This window comes from Enterococcus sp. 3G6_DIV0642 (genome assembly GCF_002140635.1).
Classification (GTDB): domain Bacteria; phylum Bacillota; class Bacilli; order Lactobacillales; family Enterococcaceae; genus Enterococcus_D; species Enterococcus_D casseliflavus.
The window spans coordinates 275,259-298,815 of sequence record NZ_NGLH01000001.1 but is presented as its reverse complement, the minus strand read 5'-3'; the positions used below and the strand labels follow the sequence as shown (position 1 = coordinate 298,815).

Genomic DNA, 23,557 nt, shown 5'->3' with positions numbered 1-23,557 from the left:
CAGTTCTGATTTAAATAAGATTCATTTGATCTGTTTGTCTTAAAGATTAAGCTTTAGGACGTTTTGTACCATATTTAGAACGAGATTGTTTACGATCGTTAACACCGGCAGTATCCAATGCACCACGAACGATATGGTAACGTACCCCTGGTAAGTCTTTTACACGTCCACCACGTAACAAGACCACGCTGTGTTCTTGTAAGTTGTGTCCGATACCTGGAATATAAGCTGTCACTTCAATCAAGTTTGACAAACGAACACGCGCATATTTACGTAGAGCTGAGTTCGGTTTTTTCGGTGTCATAGTTCCCACACGAGTAGCTACCCCACGCTTTTGAGGTGAGTTAACATTCGTTTGAGCTTTCTTGAAACTGTTATATCCTTTGTTCAATGCTGGTGAATTTGATTTTTCAACCTTGGATTTACGAGGTTTACGTACTAATTGATTAATTGTAGGCATCCCTAGTTGTCCTCCTTCCTTGATTCGCTTTATAGTCCCACACATCCAGGTGGTTCTTTTTTTGCGATAAAAAATAATGCATTCTCTGCATTCATATCAACTATGCTTTGATAGACAGTCAGCACGTCTCCAACGAGAGACCTGTAGATAAAGCACCTTTGATAGAATATCATGCTTATTCTTACCTGTCAAGTATCCTCCTAGGCTTTTTTCAAAAGAAATCTGTTACGAAAAAATCCGCAAATTTTGCGCTTCTTCCTATATAATAGAGACAAAGCATTTATTTAAAAAAGGCGGGAAGAAAATGAACCTAAAAGAAATGGTCGGCATTGAAGCGGCTAGTTATGTAAAAGATGGCATGGTGGTTGGCTTGGGCACTGGCTCAACAGCCTACTACATGATTGAAGAACTGGGTCGACGTGTAAAAGAAGAAGGTCTATCGATCACGGGTGTCCCAACTTCTTGGGCATCGAAAAAACAAGCAGAAGGATTAGGTATCCCGATTCGCACCATCGATGAAGTGGACGCTGTGGATCTAACGATCGACGGTGCAGATGAGATCAGCCAGGATTATCATGGCATCAAAGGCGGCGGTGCAGCCCTTTTATTCGAAAAAATCGTGGCGTCTAACTCCAAAAAAGTCTTGTGGATCGTTGATGAATCGAAAATGGTCGAAACACTTGGTGCCTTCCCGTTGCCAGTGGAAGTGATCCCTTATGGCAGCCAACAGCTGTTGCGTCTGTTCGAGAAGAAAAACTACCATCCAAAACTGCGTCTGAATGAAGAAGGCGAACCGTTAAAAACCGATTGCAGCAATTACATCATCGATCTTCATCTAGAAACGATCACCGCCCCTACTGAGTTGGCACAGGAATTAGATGCTACAGTAGGCGTGGTTGAACACGGTCTGTTTTTGGATATGGTCCATACGATCATTGTTGGATTTCCTGAAGGCCCGAGTACCAAGCACGTTAGATAAAGGAAACAAAAAAGAGGAGCGATAATGCTTCTCTTTTTTTCGTTATTTTTCTTCAATCGACTTAATTTTTATTATTTTTTGTGCAAATTACCCTATCATTTAAGAAATAATTATGATACATTCAATAAAAAGGGAAAGGTAGGAGGGTTTATGAAAATCATAGGCTATGCTCGTTCAACGATCACCGACAACTCAACAAGTGAACAATTAAACAAGCTCGAAGAATTTGGGTGTCATGAATTTTTCCATGAGACATTTAGCGTGGAAGAAAGTGAAGAAAATCATTCATTGGAGTCAGTGGTGGCACAAATGCAGCCCGGCGACACCTTAGTCGTTACGGAACTGCATCGTTTAGGGAAAACCACCAGACAGCTGACCGATCTCACTGATCTATTAAAACAGCGAGAGCTTCATCTGGTTTCACTGGCAGAACAAATCGATACCCGCGGTCCGATGGGACAGGTTTACTTCAATTTAATGGAAGGACTTGCGATCATGGAACGCTCACTCATCAAAGAGCGCACGCTGGTCGGCTTAAATAAAGCCCGCAAAAAAGGCAAAATTGGCGGTCGTCCAAAAATCGATCCGAAAACGATCAAAAAAATCCGTCAATTGTACTACGAGAAAAAAGAAACGATTCAATATATTTCTGAAAAATGCGGTGTTTCTGTAGGTACATGCTATAAATACATAAAATTATCCGAAGAAGAATGGAACAAGTTACGTTCATAGTTGTCGACTCCCCCTAGAACAGCATGAAACAAAAGCGGTCCTCTTTTTAATGATCCCCTTTTGTTTTTCCTTAAGAATGGCGTTTTCCCCCAGCTTTTCCTCCAAAACCATGGAAATTCTTTGAGAAAGAGTGTACAATAAATACGGAATTGAAAATTTCAGAAAAATATCGAATATCTAAAGGAGAGTTTTACATGCCAAAATTAGTATTTTCTCGTCATGGACTAAGCGAATGGAACAAATTAAACCAGTTTACCGGTTGGGCTGATGTTGATCTAGCGCCAGAAGGTGTCGAAGAAGCAATCGAAGGCGGACGTAAAATCAAAGAAGCAGGCATCGAATTTGACGTTGCTTACACATCTGTTTTAACTCGTGCCATCAAAACTTGTAATTACATTTTAGAATATTCTGATCAACTTTGGGTACCAACGATCAAATCATGGCGCTTAAACGAACGTCATTACGGTAAATTACAAGGTTTAAATAAAAAAGAAACTGCTGAAAAATACGGTGACGAACAAGTACACATCTGGCGTCGTTCTTACGATGTTTTACCTCCATTGATGGAAGCTTCAGATGAAGGTTCTGCTGCAAACGACCGTCGTTATGCAATGCTTGACCCTCGCGACGTACCTGGTGGAGAAAACTTAAAAGTTACTTTAGAACGTGCATTGCCTTTCTGGCAAGATGAAATCGCCCCAGCATTAAAAGACGACAAAACTGTCTTAGTTGCGGCTCACGGAAACTCTCTACGTGCATTAGCAAAACATATCGAAGGTATTTCTGACGAAGATATCATGGATCTTGAGATCCCAACTGGTCAACCACTTGTTTATGAATTGAACGATGATTTGACTGTTGCGAAAAAATACTACTTATAAGCCTCGCTTATCGCTGCCCTTTTTTAAAAAAGGGCAGTTTTTTCATTGGCATTTCCTCCCCCCTCTTTTATAATTGAGGGCGTACTCGAAAGGAGCTTATTATGAAACTAGTCAAAAATGATACCGTTTTATTTTTAGGTGACAGCATCACAGATTGCGATCGTGATCGCCAAGATCCCCACGATTTAGGACATGGGTTTGCCCGTCTCGTTGCCGATCAGCTGGCAGAAACATTCCCCACTGCAGGATTTACCTTTTATAATCGGGGGATCGGCGGCAACAAAGCTGCCGACGTCTTAGCCCGTCTCCAAGAAGATTGCCTTCAATTAGCACCTGACGTCTTGGTCTTTATGATTGGGATCAACGACACGTGGCACAATGCCGGTGGTCCCGATTTTGGTTCAGAAGCTGCGGCAACGTCCTTTGAGGCAACCTACCGTCAAATTCTGGAACAAGTGACCCAACAGGGGATCACGCGTATTTTCTTGCTGGAACCTTTTGTTTTGCCATATCCTGAGGATCGCCAAACTTGGCGGATCGATCTTGATCCGAAAATCCAAATCGTTCGTCGCTTAGCTGCCGCCTTTCATTGTCAGCTGCTGCCGCTGGATGGCTTGTTTGCCGAAGCAGCCGTTGCTAGCTCCCCGCAGGCACTGACAGGCGATGACGGGGTGCACCCCACTCCTGCTGGACACGCCTTGATTGCGAATCAGCTAATGGCCCGTTTGGCTTTTTCTTCTGAAGGGTAAATAAACAGACCGCTCCGCGACAACCAAGTTGCAGGAACGGTCTTTTTTATGATTAAAGATAGGTTGAAGGAGTCAAGGAATCTTGGTAGATTGCAATCACGTCTTCTTCTTGCAGCGGTACATACGCATTTGTTGCAATAGAGCTGAATTGAACTGCTTGAGCCGCCATTTCAGCAAAATGGGTGTCATCGGCGATCCCTACTTCTGGCAAAGTCATCGGAATATCGCAAGAAGCAAAAAAGTCATACAGTTTTTGAATCCCCATTCGGGCAGCTAATTCTGGCACTGCTTCTTGGACACCAAAGACTTCTCTAGCAAACCGCGCAAATTTCGGCGCCGTTTCTTCATTCAATACATGAAGCATCCAGCGTGGGGTCAGGATCGCTAAGCCGATGCCATGGGTAATGTCATAAAACGCACTCAACTCATGCTCCATCGCATGACAAGACCAAGCACCACCCTTGCCGCTTCCAGTCAAACCATTTAAGGCTAAGGTGCTCGCCCACATCAAATTCGCCCGTGCATCATAGTCTGTGGGATCATTTAATGCGATGGGCAGATTTTTAATGACTGCTTTTAGCAATCCTTCTGCTACACCGTCTTGGACATCTGTTCCTTCTGTTTTACTGAAATAATTTTCAATCAGATGGCTCATGATATCCGCTGAACCGGCAGCCGTTTGATAGCGACTGACACTAAAGGTCGTTGTTGGATCTAAAAAAGATACTTTCGGTAAAAATTCGGGTCCGTGAACACCAAGTTTTTGTTTCGTTTCTAGATTAGAGATCACGGCGCCGCGATTCATTTCACTGCCAGTAGCCGCAAGGGTCAAGATCGTTATTAATGGAATCGCTGGTCCTTGATAGCTTCTGGAAAGAACTAAGTCCCAAGGCTCTTGCTCACTGCAAGCCGCCCCAGCGATCACTTTGCTGCAATCAATTACAGAACCGCCGCCAACAGCTAAAATGACGTCGATCTTTTCTGAACGACAAAGAGCAGCTCCTTGACGAACGGTTTCGATTCGTGGATTTGGATCGACACCAGTCAATTCAGTGACTTGATTGCCGTTGGCAGTCAATTGCGCCATGACTGCATCGTACAAACCGTTTTTCTTGATACTGCCGCCACCATAGACTAGCAAGACGTTTTTTCCAAATGTATTCAGTACTTCTGGCAGCTCGTTCAGACGGTCTTTCCCAAAACGAATGTCCGTCGTTACATGAAACGTAAAATTATTCATTGTCTCGTCTCCTTTTTACACCTTTTCTTTTCATTAAACCATTTTCTGGCAAAAGTGCAACGCTTCTTCGTGGCTTTTGGCCAACAAAAAAAGATAACACATTCTCGGTTGCATGCAAACCAATACGATTTGGCTGCTTGCTCTATCAAAAGCAAGCAGCCTTCGCATCGTTCATGCACCGATCCTGCGGTATCTTTTTTACGCGATCGCTGTTTCTAAGCCAACTTTGATCATGTCGTTAAATGTCGTTTGTCTTTCTTCTGGCGTTGTTTCTTCTCCAGTGATGATGTGGTCGCTGACGGTACAGATCGCTAAAGTTTGAACGTGGAATTTCGCCCCTAAATAGTATAAGGCTGCGGCTTCCATCTCAACACCCATCACCCCAAGGTCTGCCAACTGTAACGTTTCCGTCATGTCATCTTTGTAGAAGGTATCTTCAGATAAGATGTTACCGACGTGAGTCGTAAATCCTGATTCAATCGCTGTATCATAGGCTTTACGCAACAGTGCAAAGTCAGCGATTGGTGGGAAATGGAAACTTTGGAAGTTTTTTGCTACCATCGATGAACTTGTTGCTGCCGCTTGGGCAATCACAAGATCACGCACGTGGACATCTTTTGAGATGGCACCACACGTACCGACCCGAATCAATTTCTTCACGCCGTAAGAGTTGATCAATTCATGGGCATAGATACTCGCTGAAGGCATGCCCATGCCGGTTCCTTGGACAGAGACCCGCTCGCCCTTATAAACGCCTGTATAGCCCAACATCCCCCGAACGTTGTTGTAACAGATCGGGTCTTCTAAAAATGTTTCAGCAATATATTTTGCCCGCAGTGGATCACCTGGTAACAAGATTTTGTCTGCGATCTCGCCTGCTTTTGCTTCGATATGAACGCTCATTCGTTTTTCTCCTTTGGTCTGCTTTTTATAGTACTGCTAACGTTTCTTTGATCAACGCTTTAAATTCTGCCTTGACCCGTTCCGTCGTTTCCACGACTTCTTCATGATTCAAGCTCGCTTGCATACCAGCTGCCAAGTTTGTGATACAAGAAACACCTAAGACTTTCAAGCCACTGTGAACAGCAACGATCACTTCTGGGACAGTCGACATACCGACAGCATCGGCGCCGATCGTCCGAGCAAAGCGGATCTCTGCTGGCGTTTCATACGTAGGACCTGAGAAGCCCATATAGACGCCTTCTTTTAAGTGCAATCCTTTTGATGCACCAACTTTTTGTGCCGCTTCCCGATAAGGCAAATGGTAGGCTTGGCTCATATCTGGGAAACGTGGCCCCATTTCTTCTTCGTTTTCACCAATCAGTGGGTTGTCCCCCATAAAGTTGATTTGATCGGTGATCAACATCAAGTCTCCCGGCTGGAAGCTTTCGTTTACGCCGCCACAGGCATTCGTCACGACTAAAGAATGAGCTTTCAATGCCGCCATCACACGGACGGGGTAAGTGACCGTCTGCATCGAATGGCCTTCATAATAATGGAATCGTCCTTGCATCGCTAAGACTTTTTTCCCAGCTAATGTTCCATAGACCAATTGTCCTGCATGACCGACCACTGTCGAAACAGGAAAATGCGGGATATCGTTATAAGGCAATACGATTGGGTTTTCGATCTCATCGGCTAATTCACCTAAGCCAGATCCTAAAATCAACCCAAATTCCACTTCACCGACGCCGCTTTCTTGGATAAATGCCGTTGTTTCTTGTAATTTCTCATGTAACGTTGTCATTTCATCACCTCTAGTTTAAATGTTGTAAAAAGCTTGTTCCGTTTTCTGTAGCTGAAACACCAAAGTTTTCAGCGATCGTTGCGGAAATATCCGCATAGTAGCCTTGTGGCAATTTGCCTTGGCCTTGGAATTTCTTGCTGTACGCTAATAATGGCACATATTCTCTCGTGTGATCCGTTCCCGTAAAGGTTGGGTCATTGCCGTGGTCAGCTGTGATCAACAACAGATCCTCGTCTCCCATTGCTTCTAAAAGTTCTGGAATACGCAAATCAAAATCTTCAATGGCATGGGCATACCCTACAACATCGCGACGGTGACCATAAAGCGCATCGAAGTCGACCAAGTTCGTAAAGCTTAGACCCGTAAAGTCTTGTTTCATCACCTTCAGTAATTGATCCACACCGTCCATATTGCTCTTCGTCCGTACAGAATCGGTGATTCCTTGTCCGTTGAAGATATCATTGATCTTCCCAACGGCGATCACATCTTTTCCAGCATCTTTCAAGGAATCTAATACTGTATGGCCAAATGGATCGAGTGCGTAGTCATGACGATTGCTCGTACGAGTAAAGTTTCCAGGCTCACCGACATACGGACGCGCGATGATGCGGCCGATCATATATGGCTCATCTTTCGTGATATCCCGAACGTACTGACAAATACGATACAATTCTTCTAATGGAATGATTTCCTCATGCGCAGCGATCTGCAACACTGGGTCAGCCGAGGTATAAACGATCAAATCGCCTGTCTTCATTTGATGTTCGCCGAAGTCATCAATGACTGCTGTCCCTGAGTACGGCGCATTGCAGACGATTTTACGTCCTGAGAACGTTTCGATCTGCTGCAACAATTCATCGGGAAACCCATCGGGAAATACGCGGAAAGGTTTTTGGATATTCAAGCCCATGATCTCCCAGTGCCCCGTCATCGTATCTTTCCCAACAGAAACTTCTTCCAATTTGGTTGCATACCCATCATGGTCAGCTACCGCCTTTACGCCTTCTAAAGGACGAATCGTACCTAGGCCTAATTGTTCCAAGTGAGGGATCGTTAAGCCTGCTTCTTTTGCAATATGGCCTAATGTATCTGAACCGACATCACCAAAAGCTGCCGCATCAGGTGCTTCACCAATTCCGACTGAATCCATCACGATCAAGTGTACACGTTTAAACATTCTATTCCCTACTTTCTTTATTTTATGCTTTTACAAGCGGATCTACTACCTCTATCATACTAAACTTAAGCAAAAATTGCGCTGGGTTGCTTTGGAAATTTCCTGACGCGTTCCTTTCACCCAGAGGATAGAAAAAGGGCAGGACACAGCAACACATTCATGTCCCATAGCCCCACCCTTTCATACTGAAAAAATTATTTAGATTTAATGTAGTTCTTCCCGTTAGCTTTCGGACCAGCAGCTTTTCCAAGGAAAAGAACGAGCACGATGATCGTCAAGGCATAAGGTGCAGCTTGTAAGTAAACCGCTGGAATGGAAGAGATGATTGGCAATTGGCCACCTACGATACTGATGTTTTGCGCGAAACCGAAGAAAATCGCTGCTCCCATCGCACCAAGTGGATTCCATTTACCAAAGATCATCGCAGCCATCGAGATAAACCCTTGACCGGCGATCGTTGTCACGGCAAAGCGACCCGCGATCGATTGAGCAAACAAGGCACCGCCCATCCCACCAAGGAATCCAGAGATCAAGACGCCTGAGTAGCGCATCACGTAAACATTGATCCCTAAGGTATCCGCTGCTTGAGGATGCTCACCGACAGAACGAAGACGCAACCCAAAGCGTGTTTTGAAAATCACGAACCACGCGATCACTGAGATCAAAATGGCGAAGTACGCCGGTAGGAACGTTTGATTAAAGAAAATCGGGCCAATGATAGGAATATCTTTAAGAATCGGGAAGTTGAAATACCCCAATGTCCGTTGGATGTTATCCGTTTGCCCTTTGTTGTAGATCGCTTTAACTAAGAATACAGCCAAAGCTGGTGCCATCAAGTTCATCACCGTACCACTGATGATGTGGTCGGCACGGAAGTTGATGGTTGCCACCGCATGCAGCAAGGAGAAAACCACACCGACAAGTCCGCCGACGAGCATCCCTAACCACGGTGTCCACGCACCGAATTGTGACGCAAATTCAATATTGAAAACAATCGAGCTAAAAGCACCCATAACCATGATTCCTTCAAGACCCACGTTAACGATCCCGCTTCGCTCTGAGAACACGCCACCTAGCGCCGTCAAAATCAGAGGAGACGCATAAATCAATGTTTGAGTGACGATCGAAGAAATTAAACTAATATCCATTAGATGGTTCCTCCTTCCTGATCTTGATCGTTTGGTTGGGCTTCAATCTCCTGTACGACCAGCGCTTCTTTTTTGCCGTCAAAGATTTTTGCCAACAAGAAACGAATCACAAAGCTGATCGCTACGAAGAAAATAATAATTGCGATATTGACATCGACTAATTCAGATGGAATACCTGCAAACTGCATACCTTGTCCACCTAATTTCAAAATACTGAACAAGAGGGCTGAAAGCAAGATTCCGATCGATGAGCCGCTTCCTAACAAGGATACAGCCATACCGTCAAAACCAATGCTCAATGATGACCCTTGAACGAAGAAGTTTTCAAACGTTCCTAGTCCTTGAACAACTCCACCTAATCCGGCAAGTGTCCCAGAGATGATCATGGAGATAATGATCGTCCGTTTGCTGCTCATCCCCGCATATTCAGAAGCGCTTGGGTTCAAGCCCACCGCGCGGATTTCATAACCAAGAGTGGTTTTTTTCATCAAGAACCAAACCAAAACTAAGAAGATCAAGGCTAAGAAGATCCCTAAGTTCAAGCGAGAGTTACTCGTGATGCTTGCTAGAAACGGCGTCTGCATGGAGGCATTTTCCCCCACCATTTTTGTGACCCCTTTTGTCGTGATCATGGATTCGCTCATCACATTATTGACTAAATGGTTCCCCGTATAAAGCAAGATATAGTTCATCATGATCGTCACGATGACTTCACTTGTTCCAAAGAATGCCCGTAGGAAACCAGGAATCGCAGCTGCGATCGCCCCGCATAAAGCCCCTACGATCACGGCTAATGGCAAGACCACCAACCGAGGCGCATCTGGCATCGCTAGTGCGACCCAGATACTGGCAACCCAACCTGCTAGCGCTTGACCAGAAAGACCGATATTGAAGAATCCCGCTGAGTTTGCAACGGCAAACCCCAGAGCGGTAAAGATCAATGGTCCTGCTGTAACAAAAATCTCACCAATGTTGCGGGCATTTAACCCACCTGTTTGTCCGTTGATAAAAACGGTCCGAAACATTTGTGTATACCCTGTGATTGGGCTGTAGCCGAAGGCCGCCATGATGATTCCGCCAAGGACGAATCCCAACAAGACAGCGATGACCGGCACTAATATATTGCGGATCTTTTCTTTGCGGTTATTCAACCGAACCACCTACTTCCTCCATTTGCAGCTCTCGTCTTGCTTCCTCCAAGGAGTACCCTGCCATCAACAAGCCAAGCTCTTTCTCTGATGTTTCTTTCGGATCAACGACCCCAACGATCTCACCAGCATGAATAACAGCAATGCGGTCTGATACATTCAAAATTTCATCTAATTCAAAGCTGACTAACAATACCGCTTTGAACTTATCCCGCTGTTCAATCAAGCGTTTGTGGATAAATTCGATCGCTCCGACATCCAACCCACGGGTCGGATTGGCAACGATCAATAGATCAGGATCGCGGCTGATTTCTCGTGCGATAATCGCTTTTTGTTGATTCCCGCCGGACAATGCCCGTGCCGGTACGATCTCATTGACTGTTCGTACGTCAAATTCTTGAATCAAGTCACGAGCAAACTCGTTGATCTCTCCATAGTCCAAGACACCTGCATTACTCAAAGGTTTTTTGTAGTAGGTTTGTAAGGCGATGTTTTCTGATAACATCATATCCAAGACAAGCCCGTATTTATGGCGGTCTTCTGGCACATGACCAACGCCGGCTTCGGTGACTTTCCGAGGCTTGAAGTTGGTGATGTCATCGCCATTCAGCAAGACCTTGCCACTTTCGACTTTCCGTAAACCAGTGATGGCTTGTAACAGCTCTGATTGCCCATTGCCATCGATCCCAGCAATCCCCAATACTTCACCTGCACGTACTTCTAAGCTTAAGTTTTTGACTGCTTCTAAGCCGCGGTTTTCTTTTACGACTAAGTTTTCAACAGAAAGCACGACTTCTTTTGGTGACGCCTCTTTCTTCGGTGTCTTGAAGGACACAGAACGACCAACCATCATATCGGCCAACTGTTGGGAGCTGACGTCTTTGACATTGACAGTGCCGATCCCTTGTCCCCGACGGATAACTGTACAACGGTCTGCCACCGCTTTGATCTCATCCAGTTTGTGGGTGATCAAGATGATCGATTTCCCTTCGCGCACCAATCCGCGCATGATTTCGATCAGCTCTTCGATTTCTTGCGGTGTCAAAACTGCCGTTGGTTCATCAAAAATCAGTACATCTGCGCCGCGGTAAAGAGTCTTCAAAATCTCTACCCGTTGTTCCATCCCGACAGAGATGTCACGCACATAAGCATCTGGATCAACCGATAAACCATATTGTTCAGAAACTTTTTTGATTTCTTTGCGGGCTTTCTTGCGATCTAACACACCGAGATGATGGGGTTCGCTTCCCAAAATGATATTTTCTGTTACAGTAAAGGCGTCTACCAGCATGAAATGCTGATGCACCATACCGATCCCCAATTTGTTTGCTGCGGTCGGACTCGTGATATTCACTTTTTTACCATTCATCCAGATTTCACCAGATGTTGGTTCCAATAATCCTGACAGCATATTCATCAAGGTCGACTTGCCCGCTCCATTTTCACCAAGCAATGCGTGGATTTCTCCCGGCCTTACTTGCAAGTTGACATCGTCATTGGCTTTGAACGTTCCAAACTCTTTGGTGATATGACGCATTTCTACAACATATTTTTCCTCAGCCAAATTACTCACATCCTTACTTTCTAATTCGCTTATACAAACCATTCGTCATGTCAAAAAAATAATTGCTATTGCTTAGGATGATTACTATCCTCATGAAAACCCGTAGCTTTCATCAACATAGTAATCCAACAACGATCATCTTGCCCTAAGCTAGGGCAAGATAACCGAAAAGAACCACTTTATTTTTCAGGTGTTTCTGGTACTTCTACTTTGCCGTCGATCACGTCTTGTTTCGCTGTTTCGATCGCTGCTTTGGCATCATCTGAAAGGAACCCTTCAGTAATGTCTACACCGCCATCTTTCAAGCCGTAAACAATGTGTTCGCCGCCAGGGAAGTTATCTTCTAACGCACGAGTTGAGATATCTTGTACCGCTGCGCCAACACCTTTCAATGTTGAAGCCAGTGTGAAGTTATCTTCTTTGCCGTCAACAGTTGTGAATTTTCCTTCGTCTTGTTGATCGCTATCCACACCGATGACCCAAACTTTTTTGTCTTCTAGGTCTGCTTCGTTCAATTGTTCGTTGATTGCTTTTGCTTCTTGGAAGACACCTGCACCCGTACCGCCAGATGCGTGGAAGATTACGTCAGCGCCGCCTTGATACATTGAAGCTGCCAATGCTTTTCCTTTGGCAGGATCACCAAATGATGCTGCATATTGAGAATCAATGGTAATTTCTTTGCCTAGTTTTTCAGCTGCGTCTTGAACACCCTTTGTGAAACCAGCTTCGAAACGGTCGATAACGACGCCTTCTTCACCACCGATGAAGCCGACTTTGTTTGTTTTGGTTGTATAAGCTGCAGCATAACCAGCTAAGTAAGCTGCTTCATTATCTTTAAATGTTGCTGAAACAACGTTGTCTTTGCCTTCGATCACATCATCGATGATCCCGAATTGTGTATCAGGGTTTTGGTCAGCTGCTGCTGCGATTGAATCTTTCAATAAGTAACCCACACCGAAAATCGTTTTGAAACCATTTTGAACGGCACCATTTACGTTTGTTGTGTATTCTGATGCTTCATTTGATTGCACGTAGTCATAACCACCAGCACCGCGAGCGATCCCGTGTTCTTCCCCCCATGCTTCTAAGCCTTCCCATGCGGATTGGTTGAATGAACGGTCATCCACCCCGCCGATATCGGTAACGATTGCGACACTATGCGCTGCATCAGTCGTACCGTCTGCAGAACCGCCACCAGTTGAATCAGTTGAACCTGAATTTCCTCCGCCACAAGCACCAAGTAAAGTCAACCCAGCTACTGCAACAATACCGAAACTAAATAATTTTGCTTTTTTCATTGCTGTAAAGCCCCCTAAAAATATAGTTTTTTTCAACAGCCGCATCGACTGAATGAACATGGTTTATAAATCTTTGTTCGTGAAGTAATAAGGCAATAGGCCTTCTACCGTGGTTTCTTTGATGACACCATCATCGCCGACTAAGGTCACCGGCATATCTGGCGCACAAAATTCCACCATGACCTGGCGGCAAGCACCGCAAGGAGAGATCGGTTCTGGCGTATGACCCGCCACAACCAAATGTTGAAACTCTTTTTCGCCTTCAGAAACGGCTTTGAAAAAAGCGGTTCGTTCTGCGCAATTTGTTAAGCCATATGAGGCATTTTCAATGTTGATACCTTGATATATCGTACCATTTTTGGCAACGAGACAAGCACCGACCGGAAACTTAGAGTACGGCACATACGCTTTATCTAAGGCGGAAACGGCGGTGTCGATCCACTCTTTTTTCGCTGTTGTCATTGTCTTCCCCGCTCTTATTTTTATTTTTTACTACTTTACTTAATAATGCTAAGCTTAGTAGCCAGCACCTGTTGAGCCAGTCACAATGGCAACACTTGCGCTTGTTCCTAAGCGGTTTGCGCCCGCTTCGACCATAGCTGCAGCTTCTGCTTCGTTGTGGATACCACCAGAAGCTTTGACACCCATTTCTGGTCCTACTGTTTCACGCATCAAGCGAACATCTTCAATGACTGCCCCACCAGTTGAAAAGCCAGTTGAGGTTTTCACGAAATCTGCACCAGCTGCTTTGGCTAATTCACAGGCTTTGACGATTTCTTCGTTGTCTAATAACGCTGTTTCAATGATTACTTTGACAAGCGCTTTGTCTTTGGCTGCTTCAACGACTGCTTCGATGTCTGCTTGAACTTTTTTGTATTGTTTTGATTTCAAGGCACCTACGTTGATTACCATATCGACTTCATCTGCGCCGTTTTTGATCGCATCTGTTGTTTCATAAGCTTTGACCTCAGATGTGTTTGCCCCTAAAGGAAAACCGATCACGGTACAAACAGCCGTTGGTTCGCCTTGTAATTTTTCTGCTGCTAATGAAACCCACGTTGGATTGATGCAGACAGAATAGAAGTGATAGGTTTTTGCCTCTTCGATGATTCGTAAAACATCTTCCTCCGTTGCGTCTGCTTTCAAAATCGTGTGGTCGATCATGCGATTCAATTCCATTTTTATTCGCTCCTTATTCTGTAATAATGTCATGGATCAATGGCGGTTCTGCGCCATCTTCCCCAATTTCAATATTTTGGTCGATCAATGCTTTGACATCCTCGATTGCTTCGGTATTGCTATAGATCGTCAATAGCGATTCCCCTTTGCTTACGGATTCGCCAACTTTCTTATGCAATTTGATGCCCACGGCATGGTCGATGTCTTCGTCTTTGGTCTTACGACCTGCCCCTAACATCATCGCCGCGATCCCTAGCTCATTGGCAACTAATTTCGTCACCACGCCGCTAGTTTTCGCTGGGACTTCCACTTCATATTTCGCTGTCAAAATCTTGCTCGGGTCATCGATCACTGTAGCGTCTCCGCCTTGGTCTGTGATCATCTGTCTGAATTTTTCTAACGCTTTGCCTGAATGCAGGGCTTCTTCCAACAGTTGGCGTGCTTCTTCCAATGAATCAGCTTTTTTCGCTAAAACGACCATTTGGCTGCCCAGTGCATAACACATTTCTTCCAAGTCTTTCGGTCCTTTTCCTTGCAGTGTCTCAATGGCTTCCACCACTTCCAAACTGTTGCCGATCGCTTCCCCTAAAGGCTGTGACATATCAGAAATGACTGCCATCGTTTGGCGATTTGCCAATTTTCCGATGCGGACCATCGTTTGGGCTAAGCGTTTGGCATCCTCCAAGTTTTTCATAAAGGCGCCATCGCCTGTGGTTACATCTAACACGATCGCATCGGCACCTGCCGCGATTTTTTTACTCATGATCGAGCTGGCGATCAATGGGATCGAACTAACCGTTGCCGTCACATCTCGTAAGGCATACAGTTTTTTGTCTGCAGGAGCTAAATCTCCTGATTGACCGATCACGGCCACTTTGCTTTCATTGACTAATCGGATAAAGTCGGCTTCAGAAAGCTCGATTTTAAATCCAGGGATCGCTTCAAGCTTGTCTAACGTCCCACCAGTATAGCCTAAGCCGCGCCCAGACATTTTCGCAACTGGTACGCCAACACTAGCCACTAAGGGCGCTAAGATCAATGTGGTCGTATCACCGACACCGCCAGTCGAATGCTTATCGACTTTGATTCCTTCAATTGAAGATAGGTCGATCACTTCACCAGAATTTGCCATTGCTAGCGTTAAGTTCGTGATCTCTTCATCTGTCATATCTACATAAAAAATAGCCATCAACAAGGCACTCATTTGATAATCTGGAATACTTCCTTCAGTATACGCAGTTACAATGTAGTCAATTTCTTCCTTCGTCAATGACTTGCCGTCACGTTTCTTTTCAATTAAATCCACCATTCGCATCGAAATGACCCTCGCTTCCTTTAACATTATACAATAATTTTTCGTAGGGTAAACCACTTTAGTAAAACAGTTTACTAAATATCGCAAAACTATGAAAACACTTACAAGAAGAAATATACCGCATTATTTCTCGCTTGTCAATGTCTTCACGCTCTCACGAATAATTAATTTTGTATCAAAAATCTTATTTGGAATTCGCCGTGTCGGAAACTCAATGGCGTCCACTAAAAACTTCGCTGCGGTAAACCCGATCTCAAAAGTCGGCTGCATGACCGTGGTAAGCGGTGGTGTGATGTATTCCGATAATTTCAAGGCATCAAAGCCGATCACCGAGTAGTCTTCTGGTACTTTTTTGCCCGCCTCATAAATCGCTTGATAACAGCCGATCGCCATGGCATCGTTGCCACAGAAGAACGCTGTGATCTCTTTATACTTCAATAATTCCTTCGTTGCTTCGTACCCGCCGGTAACCGTTAATTCAGCATTTTCTACATATCGGCCTTTAAAAGGGATCTGATGATCCTTTAAGGCATGGCGATAGCCATTGAACCGTTCCTCTAATTGATAGTAGCCGGTGATTTCTTTGAGCATCGCAATGTTGCGGTGACCATTTTTGATCAAATAGCTAACAGCTTGGTAGGCGCCTTCGTATTCTTTCACGATCAAACGACCATTGTCCCGCTGATTGATCCCACGATCGACTAAAATAATTGGTCGGTCATCAAAGAACCCGCTCTTCAAGGAATAATCCTCTGGCAGCAAATGCGGCGTCGCTAATAAGATGCCATCTACCGAACGATGAGACAGTTCATTCAAATATTGAACCTCTTTTTCTTGGCTGTGGCGCGAATTGCATAACACTAACATGTAACCTAGTGGATTGAAATAACTTTCCGCCCCTTCAATGACTTTAGAGAAAAAGAAATCCGTCACATCAGGCACGATCATTCCGATCGTTTTTGAATGGCGGTTGATAAGATTCGAAGCAAAAAAATCCGGCTTATAGTGATATTTATTTACGATATCTAAGACCCGCTTTCGGGTTTCTTCACTAAAACGGCTGCCTTTATTGTTTAGGATCTGCGACACGGTCGTGACAGAGACGCCAGCCATTTCAGCAATCTGTTTAATCGTCAATTTCATCTGCTTCTCTCCTCTCTTGCCTAAAGTGTAGCAAATTTTTCTCAAAAAAAATAGCACACTTTCAACAAGTGTGCGACTTTCTTTTTCGTTGATCAAAAATGGCCCGATGATACAGACAGCTCTTTTAGCGGAGCTGCGATTGCCCCAAAGGCTGATGACAACAGGCTTTTTGAAAAACCAACTGGTCCAGTTGCCGCTAACCAGCGCTTGTCTTGGCGATGCCTTTGATCTGTTGAGAATCAAAGAGCAGCTACGCTTCTTTTACGCTTTGAATGATGTAATAGCCTTTGTCTTTTTTGATGATTTCGGCATTGCCAAAGGTCTCTTGCATTTTCTTTTGAGCACTCGGCGCCCCTTGTTTCTTTTGGATCACAATCGTTAAAGTCCCGCCTGCTTTAAGCAAAGGAAACGCCCCCGTCAAAATCTCATGAACGACTTCTTTTCCTGCCCGAATCGGTGGATTGCTAAGGATCGCCGCATAAGCAGGTTGATTTAATTGGGCATAGATATTGGATTGATGGATATCTACCTGTTCAATGCCGTTACGCTGGGCATTGCCTTTTGCCAAATCCACTGCCCGCTGATTGATATCGATCATCTCGACAGGTCGTTGACTCGCATAAGCTAACGCTAAGCCAACAGGTCCATAGCCGCACCCAACGTCCAGCAGACTTCCTTCTGGCAGCTCCCCCCACTCAAACGCATCGATCAGCACCCGCGAGCCATAGTCCACCGTGTCACGGGAAAACACCCCGCTATCTGTCACAAAATGAAAGTTCTTTCCTCTTAATTCAAACGACCACTGCTCAAAATCATGGGCCGTATCAGGATTTTCTGTATAGTAATGATTACTCATGGTTATGCTCCTTTCTTCTATTTCCTCTTCGCTTGTTTTTTCTACTGGTTTCTACTAGTTTTTCCTTGTTTCTTCTATTCGAACAAGTGAACATAGTGAAATCACCAGTAAAAAAGCCCTGCAAGATTTGTCTGCTGCTTCTTTCTAATCATACCGAAAAACAGCCAGAAGTAAACGCCCAGCAAAAAAAACAACGAAAAAACAGTTTTTTGTTGTTTCTGCAAAGGAAATCATGTCTTTTTTCCAAGTTCCGCAGGTTTCTATGGTAAAATACTTTCGAACAGTGGCCCGTCGCTTCTAATAGAAACCGATGATGCCGCAAAAAAGGAGCCTACTATGCAAGAAACCATGAATTTTTATCAAATTCCTCGTGAGCAATGGCAAGGGTTTTATACGAACGGCATGATGCCTTTCACTCAAGAAGAATTGGATAATATCAAAAGTTTGAACGACCGGATCTCGGTCCAAGATGTGGAAGATGTTTACGTGCCTTTGTGCCATCTGATCCATCTTTATATGAAAGAGTTTGAATCATTGACCCTCAGCAAGGGACTCTTTTTACACCGCTACGTCAAAATGCCGCCTTTTATCATCGGCATCGCTGGAAGTGTCGCCGTCGGAAAAAGCACCACCGCACGGCTCGTCCAAAATTTGTTGGCCCGTTTGTTTCCCCGTAGAACCGTCCAACTGATCACCACTGACGGCTTTTTGTACCCGAACGAAGTCTTGGAAGAACGCGGCAGCTTGAATCGCAAAGGATTTCCAGAAAGTTATGACATGGAAGCCTTGATCAACTTTTTGAATGCGGTCAAATCAGGAGAACCAGACATTCAGATCCCCGTCTACTCCCATGAAGTCTACAATATTATTCCTGATACGTATGAAACGATCAGTCAACCAGATATCTTGATCGTGGAAGGCATCAATACCCTGCAACTGCCTGCCAACCAACAAATCTATATCAGTGACTTTTTTGATTTTTCAATTTTCGTGGATGCCCAACCAGCACTGATCGAAAAATGGTATTTGGAACGATTTGAATCATTACTAGACACGGCCTTTCAAGATCCCAGCAATTATTATTACCAATATGCGATCGGGGATCGCAAGGAAGCGATTAAAATGGCAAAAGAAGTATGGAAAAATGTGAATTTAAAGAATTTACACGAGTATATCTTGCCTACACGCAGCAGAGCCGATATAATTCTTCATAAAACAAAGCACCATTTGATCGATGAAGTGTTCTTGCGCAAGTATTGACCGCTTCATTTTTATGATTATGCTGTTGAAAAGGCCCAGCCTTTTTTCAATAAAAACTAAAAGAATTGAGGTAATTTATTGTGACAAACGTTGACACTTTGCCAAACGTCGAAAAAATTATCGTACTTGATTACGGTAGTCAGTACAACCAGCTGATTACACGCCGTATTCGTGAGTTCGGTGTTTTCTCAGAATTATTGAGCCACCGCATTACCGCTGAAGAAGTAAAAGCGATGAACCCAAAAGGGATCATCTTATCTGGCGGACCAAACAGCGTCTACGACGAGAACTCTTTCGGCATCGACGAGAAAATTTTTGATTTAGGCATCCCAGTTTTAGGGATCTGTTACGGCATGCAGTTGATTACTTATAAATTAGGCGGAAAAGTTGAACCTGCCAAAAACCGTGAATACGGCAAAGCAGAATTGGAAGTCACTTCTGATGCAGCGGCTCTTTTCCAAAACACGCCCGCAACCCAAACCGTGTGGATGAGCCACGGGGACTTGGTCACTCAAGCACCTGCAGGCTTTGATGTCGTGGCAACGAGCAAAGATTGCCCGATTGCTTCTATCCAAGATGCCGAGCGCAAAATGTACGGTATCCAATTCCACGCAGAAGTTCGCCATTCAGAATACGGCAACGACTTATTGCGTCACTTTGCCATTGACGTTTGTCAATGTACAGGTGATTGGACAATGGACAACTTCATTGATATGGAAATCGCAAAAATCCGCGAACAAGTGGGCGACAAAAAAGTCTTGCTTGGTCTTTCCGGCGGGGTCGATTCTTCTGTCGTTGGTGTTCTTTTACAAAAAGCGATCGGCGATCAACTGACTTGTATTTTTGTTGACCATGGTCTCTTGCGTAAAGGCGAAGCCGAGCAAGTAATGGAAAGCTTAGGCGGCAAATTCGGCTTGAACATCATCAAAGTTGATGCCAAAGAACGTTTCCTATCAAAACTTGCTGGGGTTTCTGATCCTGAAGAAAAACGCAAGATCATCGGTAATGAATTCGTGTACGTCTTCGATGATGAAGCAACCAAACTAGCTGGCGAAGAAGGCGTTTCTTTCCTTGCCCAAGGAACCCTTTATACCGACGTCATCGAATCAGGAACCGAGACTGCTCAAACCATCAAATCACACCACAATGTGGGTGGTTTACCTGAAGACATGCAATTCAAATTGATCGAACCATTGAACACCTTGTTCAAAGACGAAGTCCGTGAATTAGGGACTCAACTTGGCATGCCAGACAGCATCGTATGGCGCCAACCATTCCCTGGACCAGGTCTAGGCATTCGTGTCCTTGGCGAATTGACAGAAGAAAAACTAACGATCGTCCGCGACTCGGACGCAATCTTGCGGGAAGAAATCGCAAATGCCGGCTTAGACCGCGACATTTGGCAATACTTCACCGTCTTACCAGGCATCCGCTCCGTCGGTGTCATGGGTGATGGCCGGACCTACGATTATACCGTCGGCATCCGTGCAGTCACTTCAATCGATGGCATGACCGCTGACTTTGCCCGCATCCCATGGGAAGTCCTACAAAAAATCAGCGTCCGCATCGTCAACGAAGTCGCACACGTCAACCGGATCGTGTACGATATTACGAGTAAACCACCTGCTACTGTGGAGTGGGAATAATCTTCAAAAAGACAGAAACCCTCTGTATCAAGGGTTTCTGTCTTTTTTTATTTTGATTCTTTCCAACAGATATTCAATACACATCAAAATATTAGTAGACGAGCAAAAAGGGAATGACCAATTTTATTTTTTTCTATGTTTCCAATTGAACTAAATTCTTTACGAGTAAAAACGTACAAATTATTTTATAAAAAAAGAGTGCGGAAAAATATTCCACACTCTTTTTCTATTTACATATTCTTATCTATCAGTTGTTACTGATAAACTTAACCCAAAATACCAAACGCACTCAAAACGATCGACAAGATCAAGATGATCCAAATTACTCGAGTGGAATTTAGTTTCTTTTGGCCTAACATCCAGTAGGTCAGCAAGACGAGCAAGATAGGTACAAGGGATGGCAAGATGGCATCCAACGTGTCTTGGATCACCAATTCGACGCCATCTTTTTTATAGACAAAAGGAACAGTTGCTTTGACCACAGAGGGAATCAAGGCACCAATCACTGTGACCCCTAAAACGGTTGCGGCATTGGTGAAGGCCGATAATTTGTCTTTCAAGGTTGTCACTAATTTGACCCCTTGTTTGTAACCTAGAGGTAGCAACGCTGCCCGACCGAAAAGTAACGCGATGTTGGCGATGATCCAGATGACACAACCAACGACGGAACCATTTTGCGCTAATGTGCCAGCAACAGAGCCAAAGATCGTTCCCCAAATCACGTGGAACAAGGAGTCACCGACACCGGCCAAGGAACCCATCAAGGCCGTTTTCAAGGCGATGATCGTTTCTTTGGCTTTGTGTCCATCTTGTTCTTCAATCGCGACATCGATTCCCATGATCAAGTTCCCAAAGATCGCATTGGTATTGAAAAATTGATTGTGGGTCCGCAGCATATCTTGCAGCTGGGTTTCATCGTGGCCATAGAATTTTTTCAAGACGGGCAGGATGCCGTAAAGGTAGCCTGAACTCATCATTCGCTCATAGTTCCAGTTTAATTGGCTTGCCAAAATATAGCGCCAGCTAATGGTATTCAACTCTTTTTTTGTCAGTTTTTGATCACTCATCGCCATCATATCCTCCTTCAAAATCTCCAGCAGCTGCCGTTGCAACGGTGCCTTTTTCGCTATCTCGTTTAAAGACTAACATTGCTGCTACGAGCCCAATGATGGAAACGCCGAGCATTGGGACTTGCAGATACGCAGCTAAAAAGAAGCCTAATAACAAATAAGGAATATAGTGCTTTGTTGGCAAGTAGCGCAATAAGATCGCTACCCCGACGACTGGCAAGACGCCACCAGCGGTTTTTAGTCCAGTCATCAGCCATTCTGGCGTGTTATCGGTAATCGTCGTAACGACTGCATCTCCAGCTAAAAGCATCAATAAAATCGGAATCGCCCGTGACAATCCCCATAAGAAAGAACCCGATAAAACTAACCGTGGGATTCGTTTGACTTGCATGTTGTCGATGGCTCTATCGATCCGGTGTAGTAGAAATACGTTACAAAAACGAGCCACCACATCCAGTTGCAGCATCAGCAAGGACACTGGAACTGCTAAGCCGATGCCATATTCCGCGCCGTTTCCTGAGATCACGGCAAACGCTGTTCCCAGTACTGCGCCGGTAAAATAATCCGGGACGGATGCACCACCAAATGCGGCGATCCCCAAACGCATCAACTGTAAGGTCCCACCGACCATCAAACCGGTCTTTAAGTCCCCCATGATCATTCCAGAAATCATTCCGGCGATCGCTGGTTGGGTCAACGTATTGGAAATAAGTGAATCATTAATAGCAATAAAAGCATAAACAGTAATAAGAATGATTTGATACGCTGCTAAATGCATGAATTTTCCTCCTAATTGTATGAACGAGTCTTAACTGGCTAGTTATCGATCGTTATGTCGCCTCAGATAAATCGTGAAAAACACTCGTTTTTTGACAAATCTTCCGCTACATATTCTCCTCGATTCAATCCCTGCCTGGTTTATCCTCGTAATTTCTTCATAAAGTCGATCGATGGTTCATTGGGTACAAGCTGTGCCGTGACGGTGATGCCTTTTGCGGCGATCGCTTCAAAGATCGGCTCTTCTTCTGGCAGTACTTGAATGCTTTTGGTCACTTCCCGCGCGCCTTCTTTGTAGCTCATGTTGCCGACGTTGATCGCTTTGATCGGTCCATCTGCTTCAATATAACGCAAAACATCTTGGGGATTTTTGAAAAGCAAAAACAACCGTTGTTTTCCATAACGACCGGCGCGAATATTTTTGGCTGCCGTTGCCACCGGAAGGACCGAAAGTCGCATCGAAGTTGGCGCTGCCATTCGTAAAGAAGATTTTTGTAATGGGTCTACGGCGGCTTCATCATTGGCTACGATGATCCGTTGCGTGTTTAAACTGGTGGACCAGATACCGGCGACTTGTCCATGGATCAAGCGCTCATCGATTCGACTATTGACGATATTTTCTTGCCCAGCATACGCACTGTAATCCCCTAATTCCTCTTGCTTTTCTTCTAAAATCTCTTGTTCTGCTTGGTTCATCCCTGCTTTGACATCAACGATGTTTTCTTTGGCTAAGCAAAGCAGCTCTTTGATCGTCGCTCGTTGATTGACGACTGCCTCGATCACTACGGACAATGTCATTCCAGCTAAGATCGCCACTTCGTCATCCTCTAAATAATTCTTGACTGCAACGTTGCACGGGGTTCCTCCTAATAAATCCGCAATAATCAATGTTGAACCGTTAAGGGCTTTCATTTTCTCGTTCAATTCTTTCTCAAATTGCAGATTGTCACTATCTGGTCGTAATGAAACGGTGTGAACGTTTGCTTGCTGGCCTACGATCATCTCGAGACTACTTTTGACCCCTTCTGCCATGCCGCCATGACTGATCAATACAATGTTTTCCACTAATTTCCCTCCTACTCCGCAGGTCGCCCTACTTAACATGTTATGTTCCTTGTAAGCATACTATACCACATGGCAAGCCATTCGTAAACCTAATATCTTAACATATTGAATTTTATTTTTCAG

The 23,557-nt window shown here is 44.6% G+C and carries 23 protein-coding genes; 6 read left to right on the top strand and 17 right to left on the bottom strand.

Annotated elements, in window-relative coordinates; all coding sequences use genetic code 11:
• Positions 1 to 46 precede the first annotated feature (46 nt).
• Entirely contained in the window at positions 47 to 460 is a 414-nt protein-coding gene (rpsL, locus tag A5878_RS01445) for a 30S ribosomal protein S12 (protein ID WP_003127956.1), read from the bottom strand.
• A gap of 304 nt (positions 461 to 764) precedes the next feature.
• Here rpsL and rpiA point away from each other — a divergent pair, with 304 nt between their 5' ends.
• The 4 genes from rpiA to A5878_RS01425 all read left to right on the top strand — a co-directional run bounded on the left by rpiA (position 765) and on the right by A5878_RS01425 (position 3,801).
• Positions 765 to 1,439: a ribose-5-phosphate isomerase RpiA gene (gene rpiA, locus A5878_RS01440; RefSeq protein WP_086294420.1), complete on the top strand. Its 675-nt coding sequence runs from the start codon at positions 765 to 767 to the stop codon at positions 1,437 to 1,439.
• A 150-nt stretch (positions 1,440 to 1,589) separates the two neighbouring features.
• On the top strand, positions 1,590 to 2,171 hold the full coding sequence (locus A5878_RS01435; RefSeq protein ID WP_005226873.1) for a recombinase family protein: 582 nt from the start codon (positions 1,590 to 1,592) through the stop codon (positions 2,169 to 2,171).
• Positions 2,172 to 2,365: 194 nt separating this feature from the next.
• On the top strand, positions 2,366 to 3,052 hold the full coding sequence (gene gpmA / locus A5878_RS01430) for a 2,3-diphosphoglycerate-dependent phosphoglycerate mutase (protein ID WP_005226871.1): 687 nt from the start codon (positions 2,366 to 2,368) through the stop codon (positions 3,050 to 3,052).
• 101 nt (positions 3,053 to 3,153) lie between these two features.
• Positions 3,154 to 3,801, top strand: coding sequence for an SGNH/GDSL hydrolase family protein (locus A5878_RS01425; RefSeq protein ID WP_086294419.1), 648 nt, complete (start codon positions 3,154 to 3,156; stop codon positions 3,799 to 3,801).
• Positions 3,802 to 3,853: 52 nt separating this feature from the next.
• Here the strand turns inward: A5878_RS01425 and A5878_RS01420 are convergent, their stop codons facing one another.
• The 13 genes from A5878_RS01420 to A5878_RS01360 all read right to left on the bottom strand — a co-directional run bounded on the left by A5878_RS01420 (position 3,854) and on the right by A5878_RS01360 (position 17,616).
• Positions 3,854 to 5,041, bottom strand: a complete 1,188-nt coding sequence (locus A5878_RS01420) for an iron-containing alcohol dehydrogenase (protein WP_086294418.1) — start codon at positions 5,039 to 5,041, stop codon at positions 3,854 to 3,856.
• A gap of 198 nt (positions 5,042 to 5,239) precedes the next feature.
• Positions 5,240 to 5,944: a purine-nucleoside phosphorylase gene (deoD, locus tag A5878_RS01415; RefSeq protein WP_005226852.1), complete on the bottom strand. Its 705-nt coding sequence runs from the start codon at positions 5,942 to 5,944 to the stop codon at positions 5,240 to 5,242.
• A 25-nt stretch (positions 5,945 to 5,969) separates the two neighbouring features.
• On the bottom strand, positions 5,970 to 6,788 hold the full coding sequence (locus A5878_RS01410) for a purine-nucleoside phosphorylase (RefSeq protein WP_005226849.1): 819 nt from the start codon (positions 6,786 to 6,788) through the stop codon (positions 5,970 to 5,972).
• A 10-nt stretch (positions 6,789 to 6,798) separates the two neighbouring features.
• Positions 6,799 to 7,965, bottom strand: coding sequence for a phosphopentomutase (gene deoB / locus A5878_RS01405; protein WP_086294417.1), 1,167 nt, complete (start codon positions 7,963 to 7,965; stop codon positions 6,799 to 6,801).
• A gap of 194 nt (positions 7,966 to 8,159) precedes the next feature.
• Positions 8,160 to 9,113 (bottom strand): ABC transporter permease, encoded by a 954-nt coding sequence (locus tag A5878_RS01400; protein ID WP_005232556.1) that lies wholly within the window; start codon positions 9,111 to 9,113, stop codon positions 8,160 to 8,162.
• On the bottom strand, positions 9,113 to 10,264 hold the full coding sequence (locus tag A5878_RS01395; RefSeq protein WP_205905054.1) for an ABC transporter permease: 1,152 nt from the start codon (positions 10,262 to 10,264) through the stop codon (positions 9,113 to 9,115). The genes A5878_RS01400 and A5878_RS01395 overlap by 1 nt, the downstream gene beginning before the upstream one ends.
• Positions 10,257 to 11,867: an ABC transporter ATP-binding protein gene (locus A5878_RS01390; RefSeq protein ID WP_373270288.1), complete on the bottom strand. Its 1,611-nt coding sequence runs from the start codon at positions 11,865 to 11,867 to the stop codon at positions 10,257 to 10,259. Before A5878_RS01390 ends, A5878_RS01395 begins: the two co-directional genes overlap by 8 nt.
• Positions 11,868 to 12,004: 137 nt before the next feature.
• Positions 12,005 to 13,123 (bottom strand): BMP family protein, encoded by a 1,119-nt coding sequence (locus tag A5878_RS01385; protein ID WP_086294414.1) that lies wholly within the window; start codon positions 13,121 to 13,123, stop codon positions 12,005 to 12,007.
• Between the two features lie 63 nt (positions 13,124 to 13,186).
• Entirely contained in the window at positions 13,187 to 13,585 is a 399-nt protein-coding gene (locus A5878_RS01380; protein ID WP_008376409.1) for a cytidine deaminase, read from the bottom strand.
• Between the two features lie 54 nt (positions 13,586 to 13,639).
• Positions 13,640 to 14,302: a deoxyribose-phosphate aldolase gene (deoC, locus tag A5878_RS01375; RefSeq protein WP_008376411.1), complete on the bottom strand. Its 663-nt coding sequence runs from the start codon at positions 14,300 to 14,302 to the stop codon at positions 13,640 to 13,642.
• 13 nt (positions 14,303 to 14,315) lie between these two features.
• On the bottom strand, positions 14,316 to 15,617 hold the full coding sequence (locus A5878_RS01370) for a pyrimidine-nucleoside phosphorylase (protein WP_005226834.1): 1,302 nt from the start codon (positions 15,615 to 15,617) through the stop codon (positions 14,316 to 14,318).
• Between the two features lie 123 nt (positions 15,618 to 15,740).
• Entirely contained in the window at positions 15,741 to 16,760 is a 1,020-nt protein-coding gene (locus A5878_RS01365) for a LacI family DNA-binding transcriptional regulator (RefSeq protein WP_005226832.1), read from the bottom strand.
• 250 nt (positions 16,761 to 17,010) lie between these two features.
• Positions 17,011 to 17,616: a class I SAM-dependent methyltransferase gene (locus A5878_RS01360; RefSeq protein ID WP_005226831.1), complete on the bottom strand. Its 606-nt coding sequence runs from the start codon at positions 17,614 to 17,616 to the stop codon at positions 17,011 to 17,013.
• A gap of 336 nt (positions 17,617 to 17,952) precedes the next feature.
• On the opposite strand from A5878_RS01360, the gene coaA reads away from it, so the two are divergent.
• Positions 17,953 to 18,876 carry a type I pantothenate kinase gene (coaA, locus tag A5878_RS01350; protein ID WP_005226828.1) on the top strand — a complete coding sequence of 308 codons (924 nt, stop codon included), beginning with the start codon at positions 17,953 to 17,955 and terminating at the stop codon, positions 18,874 to 18,876.
• An 80-nt stretch (positions 18,877 to 18,956) separates the two neighbouring features.
• Positions 18,957 to 20,522, top strand: a complete 1,566-nt coding sequence (gene guaA, locus A5878_RS01345; RefSeq protein WP_016619593.1) for a glutamine-hydrolyzing GMP synthase — start codon at positions 18,957 to 18,959, stop codon at positions 20,520 to 20,522.
• Between the two features lie 266 nt (positions 20,523 to 20,788).
• Here the strand turns inward: guaA and A5878_RS01340 are convergent, their stop codons facing one another.
• From A5878_RS01340 to A5878_RS01330, 3 genes are all read right to left on the bottom strand, one after another.
• The gene (locus A5878_RS01340; protein WP_005226799.1) at positions 20,789 to 21,598 is read right to left on the bottom strand and encodes a PTS system mannose/fructose/sorbose family transporter subunit IID; all 810 of its coding nucleotides are present in this window, start codon (positions 21,596 to 21,598) and stop codon (positions 20,789 to 20,791) included.
• Positions 21,582 to 22,370 (bottom strand): PTS sugar transporter subunit IIC, encoded by a 789-nt coding sequence (locus tag A5878_RS01335; RefSeq protein ID WP_005226797.1) that lies wholly within the window; start codon positions 22,368 to 22,370, stop codon positions 21,582 to 21,584. The genes A5878_RS01340 and A5878_RS01335 overlap by 17 nt, the downstream gene beginning before the upstream one ends.
• Before the next feature lie 140 nt (positions 22,371 to 22,510).
• On the bottom strand, positions 22,511 to 23,473 hold the full coding sequence (locus tag A5878_RS01330) for a PTS mannose/fructose/sorbose transporter subunit IIAB (RefSeq protein ID WP_167822644.1): 963 nt from the start codon (positions 23,471 to 23,473) through the stop codon (positions 22,511 to 22,513).
• Between the last annotated feature and the right edge of the window lie 84 nt (positions 23,474 to 23,557).

Bases quoted from the DNA above. Each gene is read 5' to 3' on its own strand.
- A5878_RS01390 (WP_373270288.1), bottom strand. From the start codon at position 11,867: ATGGTTTGTATAAGCGAATTAGAAAGTAAGGATGTGAGTAATTTGGCT.
- deoB (WP_086294417.1), bottom strand. From the start codon at position 7,965: ATGTTTAAACGTGTACACTTGATCGTGATGGATTCAGTCGGAATTGGT.
- A5878_RS01380 (WP_008376409.1), bottom strand. From the start codon at position 13,585: ATGACAACAGCGAAAAAAGAGTGGATCGACACCGCCGTTTCCGCCTTA.
- coaA (WP_005226828.1), top strand. From the start codon at position 17,953: ATGCAAGAAACCATGAATTTTTATCAAATTCCTCGTGAGCAATGGCAA.
- A5878_RS01425 (WP_086294419.1), top strand. From the start codon at position 3,154: ATGAAACTAGTCAAAAATGATACCGTTTTATTTTTAGGTGACAGCATC.
- rpsL (WP_003127956.1), bottom strand. From the start codon at position 460: ATGCCTACAATTAATCAATTAGTACGTAAACCTCGTAAATCCAAGGTT.
- A5878_RS01435 (WP_005226873.1), top strand. From the start codon at position 1,590: ATGAAAATCATAGGCTATGCTCGTTCAACGATCACCGACAACTCAACA.
- A5878_RS01370 (WP_005226834.1), bottom strand. From the start codon at position 15,617: ATGCGAATGGTGGATTTAATTGAAAAGAAACGTGACGGCAAGTCATTG.
- deoC (WP_008376411.1), bottom strand. From the start codon at position 14,302: ATGGAATTGAATCGCATGATCGACCACACGATTTTGAAAGCAGACGCA.
- A5878_RS01335 (WP_005226797.1), bottom strand. From the start codon at position 22,370: ATGCATTTAGCAGCGTATCAAATCATTCTTATTACTGTTTATGCTTTT.
- gpmA (WP_005226871.1), top strand. From the start codon at position 2,366: ATGCCAAAATTAGTATTTTCTCGTCATGGACTAAGCGAATGGAACAAA.
- A5878_RS01330 (WP_167822644.1), bottom strand. From the start codon at position 23,473: ATGTTAAGTAGGGCGACCTGCGGAGTAGGAGGGAAATTAGTGGAAAAC.
- A5878_RS01420 (WP_086294418.1), bottom strand. From the start codon at position 5,041: ATGAATAATTTTACGTTTCATGTAACGACGGACATTCGTTTTGGGAAA.
- rpiA (WP_086294420.1), top strand. From the start codon at position 765: ATGAACCTAAAAGAAATGGTCGGCATTGAAGCGGCTAGTTATGTAAAA.
- A5878_RS01410 (WP_005226849.1), bottom strand. From the start codon at position 6,788: ATGACAACGTTACATGAGAAATTACAAGAAACAACGGCATTTATCCAA.
- A5878_RS01400 (WP_005232556.1), bottom strand. From the start codon at position 9,113: ATGGATATTAGTTTAATTTCTTCGATCGTCACTCAAACATTGATTTAT.
- A5878_RS01385 (WP_086294414.1), bottom strand. From the start codon at position 13,123: ATGAAAAAAGCAAAATTATTTAGTTTCGGTATTGTTGCAGTAGCTGGG.
- A5878_RS01340 (WP_005226799.1), bottom strand. From the start codon at position 21,598: ATGATGGCGATGAGTGATCAAAAACTGACAAAAAAAGAGTTGAATACC.
- A5878_RS01360 (WP_005226831.1), bottom strand. From the start codon at position 17,616: ATGAGTAATCATTACTATACAGAAAATCCTGATACGGCCCATGATTTT.
- deoD (WP_005226852.1), bottom strand. From the start codon at position 5,944: ATGAGCGTTCATATCGAAGCAAAAGCAGGCGAGATCGCAGACAAAATC.
- A5878_RS01365 (WP_005226832.1), bottom strand. From the start codon at position 16,760: ATGAAATTGACGATTAAACAGATTGCTGAAATGGCTGGCGTCTCTGTC.